A 3173-nucleotide genomic window follows, 5' to 3' on the forward strand; every position below is an offset into this window, starting at 1 on the left:
GGATGATTGCGGCCCGATGGTGCTCGACGGACTCATCTACATCAAGAACAAGATCGACCCGACGCTGACCTTCCGCCGCTCCTGCCGCGAAGGCATCTGCGGCTCCTGCGCCATGAATATCGACAGCACCAACACGCTGGCCTGCACCAAGGGCATGGACGAGATCGACGGTGCGGTGAAGGTCTATCCGCTGCCGCACATGCCGGTGGTCAAGGATCTGGTGCCTGACCTGACGCATTTCTATGCCCAGCATCGTTCGGTCGAACCGTGGCTGCAGACCACCTCGCCGGAACCGGCCAAGGAGTGGAAGCAGTCCCATGAGGACCGCGCCAAGCTCGACGGTCTCTACGAGTGCATTCTCTGCGCCTGCTGCTCCACCTCCTGTCCCTCCTACTGGTGGAACGGCGACCGCTACCTCGGCCCGGCCATCCTGCTGCAGGCCTACCGCTGGCTCATCGACAGCCGCGACGAAGCCACCGGCGAGCGTCTGGACGACCTGGAAGATCCTTTCCGCCTCTACCGCTGCCACACCATCATGAACTGCAGCCAGGCCTGCCCGAAGGGCCTCAACCCGGCCAAGGCGATCGCGGAGATCAAGAAGATGATGGTGGAACGCCGCGTTTGATTTTCATGCTGTTCCAATATCTCGAAAGGCCGTCCCTCGGGGCGGCCTTTTGCTTTTGGAGCGCCGGTTCAAAAAGGCCTCATCCTGAGGAGGACCGTCAGGTCCGTCTCGAAGGATGGGCGGCACACTCCCGGGCAAGCGGCCCATCCTTCGAGACAGCGCGTTGCGCTTCCTCAGGATGAGGTCTTTCAGGGACGCGGGTTGCGGGCAATGGCTCAGGGCCGTGAAACCACCCTGCACGAAATCTGCGGAAACTTTGCTGAAGAGCCCCGCAAGTCCGCCCAATAAACTCCCGTCCAGAAGGCAAGTCTCAACCCATTGACCGGCACCCGGAACTGCCTGGGTGCCCAACGGCAAAGGGTTCAATTGATGACAAGCGATACTGAAACTCCTTCATCCGATCCGTTTCCCGGTTCGCCTGCGAGGCCGTTCTCGTTCCTGAATTCTCCGGCAGTCAAGTTCGTGCTGATCGGCTTCGTGACCGTGATGCTGATGATCCCGAGCACATTTGTCTGGGTTCTGGTGGAGGAACGGGCCGACCGGGCGCGGGAGGTTTCCAGGGACATTGCGAGCTCCTGGGGCGGGACGCAGGAGATCAACGGGCCCTATCTGGTCGTGCCGTTTACCGAGACCTATGACGCCGGTCTCGGCGACAAGCGGGAAACGGTGATCGACCGCCGGACGGTGGTGCTGTTTCCCCAGAAACTGGAAGTATCAGGCAACGTCAGCGTCGAAGAACGGAAGAAATCCATCTATTCGCTGCCCGTCTATCACGGCAGTCTCAACCTGAGCGGCCGGTTCTCCGCGCCTCCCGACGGCATGTTCGAGCCAAGGCATGGCGGGACCATTGACATACCGGCCGGCAAGGCCGTCCTCGTCATCGGGATCGGCGATGTCAGAGCCCTGCGAAGCGAGGTGACGCTCGGTCTCGACGGCAACGAAACAGTCTCGTTCGAACCGGGGCTTGGGCCCCTTTCGATGACCCCGACGCCGGGTGTTCATCAAACCGCAACGCCCTCCGGGATCAACGCCCAGGTTGCGCCTCTCCAGTGGCGGAAAGGGTTTTCCTTCGATATTCCCCTTCAGCTCAACGGATCGACCGCGATCCATGTGGCGCCTGCCGGTCAGACCACGAAAGTCGCGATGACATCCGATTGGCCGCATCCTGGCTTCACGGGTGCCTTCCTGCCGGAAAGCCGCAAGATTTCGGCACAAGGCTTCGAGGCGGTCTGGACAATTCCATATCTTGCCCGGGGGATACCGAAGGTGCTTGAGACGAACCAGGTACCGCTTCAGGACAAGCTTCTCGGCGTTAAATTCGTGGAGCCGGTCAATTTCTACCAGACCATTTCCAGATCGATGAAATACGCCATCGGCTTCATCAGCCTCAGCTTCCTGGCCGTCTTCGTCCTGGAAATGCGCTCCGGCTGGCGCTTCCACTGGATCCAGTACGGACTGGTCGGCCTCGCCCTGATCATCTTCTATGTGATGCTGCTCGCCTTTGCGGAACATTTCGGCTATGGCCCGGCCTATCTGATCGCCGCTGGTGCGGCGACGCTTCTGAATGCCGCCTATATCGGCAGTTCCCTGCGAAGCCGCACGGCCGGACTGGTGATGACCGTGGTTCTGGCGAGCATCTTCGGCGTGCTGTATGCCCTTATGCGGGAACAGGACTTTGCCCTGCTGATCGGTTCCGTGATCGCATTCGTGGCGCTTGCCGTCACCATGTACGTGACCCGCTCCATCGACTGGACGGGGCGGGGAGAAAGGCATCCATCGGCAGCGATGGAACATGGCTGAAGGGCCACGCACGACCATTCGGCAGCAGGGTGGCACACCCTGCCTGCCGGCTGGTTCCAAGAAGGATATGGGTTTCGCGATTATGCCGAAGCAACCCGGCTTGCAATTTCATCAAAAATGTTCCTAATTTGTTCCTGCGTAAATTTCAGGAGATTATCATGTCTATTCTCGATCATGTCGGATTTGCCGTCAGTGACTATCCCGCCTCGAAAGCATTCTATGAGAAGGCTCTGGCGCCGCTCGGGATCGGCGTCATCATGGAAGTGACGCCGGAGATGACCGGCAGCGTAAGCTACTGCGGTTTCGGCGCGGGCAAACCGGATTTCTGGATCGGAGAGGGCAAGTCCCTCCAGGCGCCCCTGCATGTCGCCTTCGCCGCCGCGAGCCGGGCGCTGGTCGACGCTTTCTATGAGGCCGCCATCGCGGCGGGCGGCAAGGACAACGGCGGACCCGGCCTCAGGCCCCAGTATCATGAAAACTATTACGGCGCGTTCGTGCTGGATCCGGACGGCCATAACATCGAGGCCGTCTGCCACCTGCCGGAATAAGCCTCCGGTCTCCGGAGGACGTTTCTTCCGCTGAAAGACACTCTTTCTGCCGGGCGGTGGATCTTCAGGTTTCGCCGCCCGGTTATTCCGACTGAAAATTTGGAGTTCGAAATGCATAAAAGCCGGTTGGGCGATCTGGTGATCGATTGCGAAGGCGGGGATATCGAGGATCACGCCGCCTTCTGGGCGGGAGCCCTCGG

Annotated in this window: 3 protein-coding genes; all 3 read left to right on the forward strand. The window is 60.4% G+C overall.

Features of this window, described 5'->3' with window-relative positions; translation table 11 throughout:
• A partial coding sequence (locus ACQY7U_RS01510) for a succinate dehydrogenase iron-sulfur subunit (RefSeq protein WP_428641257.1) occupies nt 1-625 on the forward strand: 625 nt, incomplete at its 5' end.
• 369 nt (nt 626-994) lie between these two features.
• A complete protein-coding gene (gene creD / locus ACQY7U_RS01515; RefSeq protein ID WP_428641259.1) occupies nt 995-2425 on the forward strand; it encodes a cell envelope integrity protein CreD in 1431 nt (476 codons plus the stop codon).
• A gap of 164 nt (nt 2426-2589) precedes the next feature.
• On the forward strand, nt 2590-2973 hold the full coding sequence (locus ACQY7U_RS01520) for a VOC family protein (protein ID WP_428641261.1): 384 nt from the start codon (nt 2590-2592) through the stop codon (nt 2971-2973).
• The last annotated feature ends 200 nt before the right edge of the window (nt 2974-3173 follow it).

The organism is Roseibium sp. (genome assembly GCF_050301095.1).
GTDB lineage: Bacteria > Pseudomonadota > Alphaproteobacteria > Rhizobiales > Stappiaceae > Roseibium.